Source organism: Microbacterium sp., assembly GCF_003248605.1.
Taxonomy (GTDB): domain Bacteria; phylum Actinomycetota; class Actinomycetes; order Actinomycetales; family Microbacteriaceae; genus Microbacterium.
This window is the reverse complement of the sequence record NZ_QFPF01000149.1, coordinates 1-4,575: the sequence shown is the minus strand read 5'-3', so window position 1 is coordinate 4,575 and position 4,575 is coordinate 1. Positions and strand designations below refer to the sequence as shown.

The 4,575-nt window shown below is 67.8% G+C and carries 3 protein-coding genes and 1 pseudogene; 3 read left to right on the top strand and 1 reads right to left on the bottom strand.

Features of this window, described 5'->3' with window-relative positions:
- Positions 1-151 precede the first annotated feature (151 nt).
- From DI573_RS14010 to DI573_RS14000, 3 genes and pseudogenes are all read left to right on the top strand, one after another.
- Positions 152-2,320, top strand: coding sequence for an FAD-linked oxidase C-terminal domain-containing protein (locus DI573_RS14010; RefSeq protein WP_363331375.1), 2,169 nt, complete (start codon positions 152-154; stop codon positions 2,318-2,320).
- A gap of 55 nt (positions 2,321-2,375) precedes the next feature.
- Positions 2,376-2,501: pseudogene (locus DI573_RS14005) on the top strand (hypothetical protein); the annotation flags it as partial.
- Positions 2,502-2,620: 119 nt separating this feature from the next.
- Entirely contained in the window at positions 2,621-3,598 is a 978-nt protein-coding gene (locus DI573_RS14000) for a formylglycine-generating enzyme family protein (protein WP_292815564.1), read from the top strand.
- Between the two features lie 63 nt (positions 3,599-3,661).
- On the opposite strand, the gene DI573_RS13995 is transcribed toward DI573_RS14000, so the two are convergent.
- On the bottom strand, positions 3,662-4,575 hold a 914-nt coding region (locus DI573_RS13995), incomplete at its 5' end, for an IS481 family transposase (protein WP_292815561.1).

Here is a 4,575-nt window from a genome sequence, read left to right as displayed (position 1 = left end):
CACCCTCGAATCCGCGGTGCTGGTGCTTCCGTCGGGCACGGTTGTTGACACGGGCGCGCCTGACGCGGCTGAGCGGTTCCGTGAGTCCGAGCCGGAGATCCATACGGGCCTTGAAGCCCTCCGCGAGCGCATCCGGAGCAATCCCGAGTCTGTGGAGTCTCTGCATGCGCTGCATGCGATCAAGAACACCATGGGGTACGGGCTGAACTCGTTCCTCGACCACGATGACCCGCTCGAGATCCTTACCCATCTCATCGTGGGTTCGGAAGGCACGCTCGCGTTCGTCGCCGAGGCCACATTCCGCACCCTCCCGGTGAAGCCGGACATCGCCACGGGGCTGCTGATGTTCGCGAACCTGCGCGACGCGACTGCCGCACTTCCCGCCCTGGTCGAAGCCGGTTTCGCGACGATCGAACTGTTGGATGCCGCATCCCTGCGCGTCGCGCAGAACGACCCCGAGGCCACCCCCGACCTCACCGGTCTCGCCGTGATCGATCATGCGGCGCTGTTGGTCGAGTTCCAGGAGGACTCCGACGTCGTTCTCGAAGCGCGCAGAACCGCCGCGACCGCGGTGCTGGAGGCACTTCCCCTCGTGATGCCGGCCGCGCTCACGACGGACGCCGCGACGCGGGCGCAGCTCTGGCACATCCGCAAGGGTCTCTTCACCGCCGTCGCGGGCACTCGCCCGTCGGGCACGACCGCGTTGCTGGAAGACATCGCGGTACCGGCGGAACGACTTGGCGAGACCTGCGAGCAGCTCATCGCCCTGTTCGAGAAGCACGGGTACGAGGGGAGTGTGATCTTCGGTCACGCGAAGGACGGCAACATCCACTTCCTCGTCAACGAGCGCTTCGACGACCCTGAGAAGCTCGCCCGGTACGAGGCGTTCACCGAGCACATGGTCGACCTCGTCCTCGCCCAGGGCGGCACGTTGAAGGCCGAACACGGCACGGGCCGGATCATGGCGCCGTTCGTGCACCGCCAGTACGGTGACGAACTGTACGACGTCATGTGGGCGGTAAAGCGCCTCATTGACCCCCGCATGACCCTCAACCCCGGCGTCCTGCTCACCGACGACCCGAAGGCGCACACCCGGCACCTGAAGACCTCACCGACCGTGGAACCCGAAGTCGACCGGTGTGTGGAGTGCGGCTATTGCGAACCGGTCTGCCCCTCCAAGGACATCGCCCTCACCCCGCGGGAGCGAATCGTGCTGCGCCGCGAGATCCAACGCGCCCGCGACAACGGGGATTCGACGCTGGCCCGTATCCTTGAGAAGGAGTACGGGTATGACGGAGTGCAGACCTGCGCGGTCGACGGAATGTGCCGTACCGCGTGCCCGGTGCTCATCAACACCGGCGACCTGGTCCGCCGACTCCGCAAGGAGAATCAGAACTCGGTCGCGCAGGCCGGGTGGAACCTGGCCGCGAAGCAGTGGGATGCCGTGTCCGCCGTCGGCGGTGGCGCGCTGTCGGTGGCGAGCGCGGTGCCCACCGCGCTGCCGGCTCTCGCAACGAAAGTCGGGCGTGGCATCTTCGGCGACGATACCGTCCCTCTCTATACAGCGGATCTCCCGGTTGGGGGCAAGCGGCGTCGCGTGATCGCGTCGGAAGCACCTGTCGCGGTGTTCTTCTCGTCGTGCACGAACACGATGTTTGGCCCGGTCGGCGGCGACGGAGCGGCCGAGTCGTTCCTGCGGCTGTGTGAACGCGCCGGCGTGCAGGTGCGTACCCCGGAGGATCTGCCGGCGCTGTGCTGCGGAACACCGTGGAAGTCCAAGGGTCTCTCCGACGGGTACAAGACGATGACCGAAAAGGTCTCCGCCTCGCTGCTCAGCGCGACAGACGGCGGACGCCTGCCCGTTGTGTGCGACGCATCCAGCTGCACCGAAGGCCTCCACGTGCTGCTCGAGGCGGCCGGGCAAGCGGACATCACCGTCGTGGATGCGGTCGCGTTCGTCGACGAGCACCTCCTTCCGCATCTGCCCGCGGGCGAGAAGGTGGCATCCGTCACGGTGCATCCGACCTGCTCGTCCACCCACCTCGGCATCAACGGCGCGCTCGCGCGCGTCGCCGGCGCGGCGGCCGAGTCCGTGGTGGTCCCCGAGAAGTGGGGATGCTGCGGCTTCGCCGGAGACCGCGGGATGCTGCATCCCGAACTCACACACTCCGCCACCCGCTCCGAAGCCGCAGATGTCGCCGATGCAGGCTCGGATGTGCACGCCTCGCTCAACCGCACCTGCGAACTCGGCATGACACGCGCCACAGGCGCGCCATACCGGCATATTCTGCAGGTGCTCGACGACACCCTCGGCCATTGACGCCTGGCTTACTCCGCTCCGTTGGCCAGGTGGTGCCGATCGGTCGATTCAGGCGGGCCCGCTGGGTCAGGGACTGGCGTCGGCGGTCGGGTTCGCGTACGCGGCCGGGTACGAGCGGGGCTTGTTCGACCCTGAAGGACCTGCGGGCACGTCCCCGTTCGACCACTTCGTCTACGTGCTGTGCTCGGACGCCGCCGCGCCGGTAATAGTCCCATAGCGCATCGCCCGCTCGTCCGAGGGCTCATACGTGTCGAGCTGCCTGCGTGACAGGGCAGCCATGCAGAGGACGAGGATGAATCCATGACTGAAGACCCGAGCGGCTGTGGACCGTCGTGTGCGTGTGGTGCGCCGCCCCGCGAGAAGCTGTTCACCCTCGCAGCACCGACCCGGCCCGTGCAGGTGCCGGCCGCCGCCGCCGCGGGTCGTCACGTGATCCCGCAGGTGCGCGTCCCGGCGGGGTCGTTCACGATGGGCGACTCCTCGGGGGATCGGAACCGTGCCGACGGTGAGGTGCCGCTGCATGAGGTGTCCCTGGACGGGTTCTCGATGGATGAGTCGTCGGTGACGAATGCGGCGTTCGCGCGGTTCGTGGACGACACGGGGTATCGGACCGAGGCGGAGACGTTCGGGTATTCGGCGGTGTTCCATCTCGCGGTCGCGGCGCCGGATGCGGATGTGATGGGTCCCGCGGCGGGAACACCGTGGTGGTTCGGGGTGCGTGGTGCGGACTGGCGGCATCCGGGGGGAGCACTGTCGTCGATCGAGGGTCTCGCCGACCACCCCGCCGTGCACGTCAGCTGGAATGACGCGGTCGCGTATTGCGGGTGGGCGGGGAGGCGATTGCCGACGGAGGCGGAGTGGGAGTACGCCGCGCGCGGCGGCATCCCATCGGCGAAGTACCCGTGGGGGGATGCGGAGGTGGATGCCGACGGGTGGCGGGCGAACATCTGGCAGGGCACGTTTCCGACCGAGAACACCCTCGACGACGGGTGGCTGACGACCGCGCCGGTGCACTCGTTCGCGCCGAACGGGTACGGGTTGTGGCAGATGGTCGGGAACGTGTGGGAGTGGTGCAGCGACTGGTTTTCGCCCCGCTTCTACGCGCAGTCCCCGATCCACGACCCGCGGGGCCCGGACCGGGGCGGGTCGCGTGTCCTCCGCGGGGGCAGTTACCTGTGCCACATCTCGTACTGCAACCGGTACCGCAACTCCGCCCGCTCGCAGAACACTCCCGACTCCTCCATGGGCAACGCCGGATTCCGCACCGTCGCACTCTGAACAAGCAGCGGCCACGCGTGCCGGCGAACCACGCCGACAGTCAGTCGATCGCGCCGGTGTCTTCTAGTTGTACTGACCGGGGACGTTGGTCAATCGTGAGAAGGGCGGCTGGTTGCCGCAGGCCGTGTGGGGCCGGTGCTGGTTGTAGTAGCGCAGCCAGCCATCGAGCTCGCCGCGGCGTTCGGCCTCTGAGGTGTAGCAACGGGCATAGGCCCAGCCATCGGCCAGGGTCCGATGGAAGCGTTCGATCTTCCCGTTGGTCTGCGGCCGATACGGCCGAGTGCGCTTGTGCTTGATGCCCAGCTCTTGGCAGGTGTCGCGCCATAGATGCGACTTGTAGGCGCCGCCATTGTCGGACAGGACCCGCTCGACGGTGGCCCCGTGGGCGTTGAACCACTCAACAGCCCGCACCAGTACGGCGGTCGCGGTGAGGGCGGTTTCGTCGTCGTGGATCTCGGCGTAGGCGACGCGGGAATGGTCGTCGATGACGGTGTGGACGTAGGCCTTGCCCATCAACGGGTCGTAGTGCTTGTTCCTGGGCTTGCCTGGTGTGGCGGCTCGGTTCTTCCCTCCTTGTCGGCGGCCGACGTAGCGCCAGCCTCCGCCGTCGGGGATGTTGCCGAGCTTCTTCACGTCGACGTGGAGCATGGCGCCGGGGTGGTCGTGTTCGTAGCGGCGGATGGGTTCACCGGTGGCACGGTCGACGTGGGTGAGCCGGTTGAGGTGGCAGGACGAGAGGATGCGGTGGACGGTGGAGGGGGCGATCCCGAGTCGTGGTGCGAGCTGCACTGGCCCTTCGCGGAGTCGCATGCGCAGGCTGATGCAGCGCTTGACGACCTTCGGGTGGGTCTTGTTCGGGCTGTGGTGTGGTCGTGAGGACCGGTCGTGCATGGACTCGCCGGCGCGGTAGCGGTCGGCCCAGCGCTTCGCGGTGGGCCAGGAGACCTGGAAGCGAGCGGCGACCTCGCTGATCGGAC

What these genes read in the sequence shown, in the direction of transcription:
- DI573_RS14000 (WP_292815564.1), top strand. Translation starts at nt 2,621, where the DNA reads ATGACTGAAGACCCGAGCGGCTGTGGACCGTCGTGTGCGTGTGGTGCG.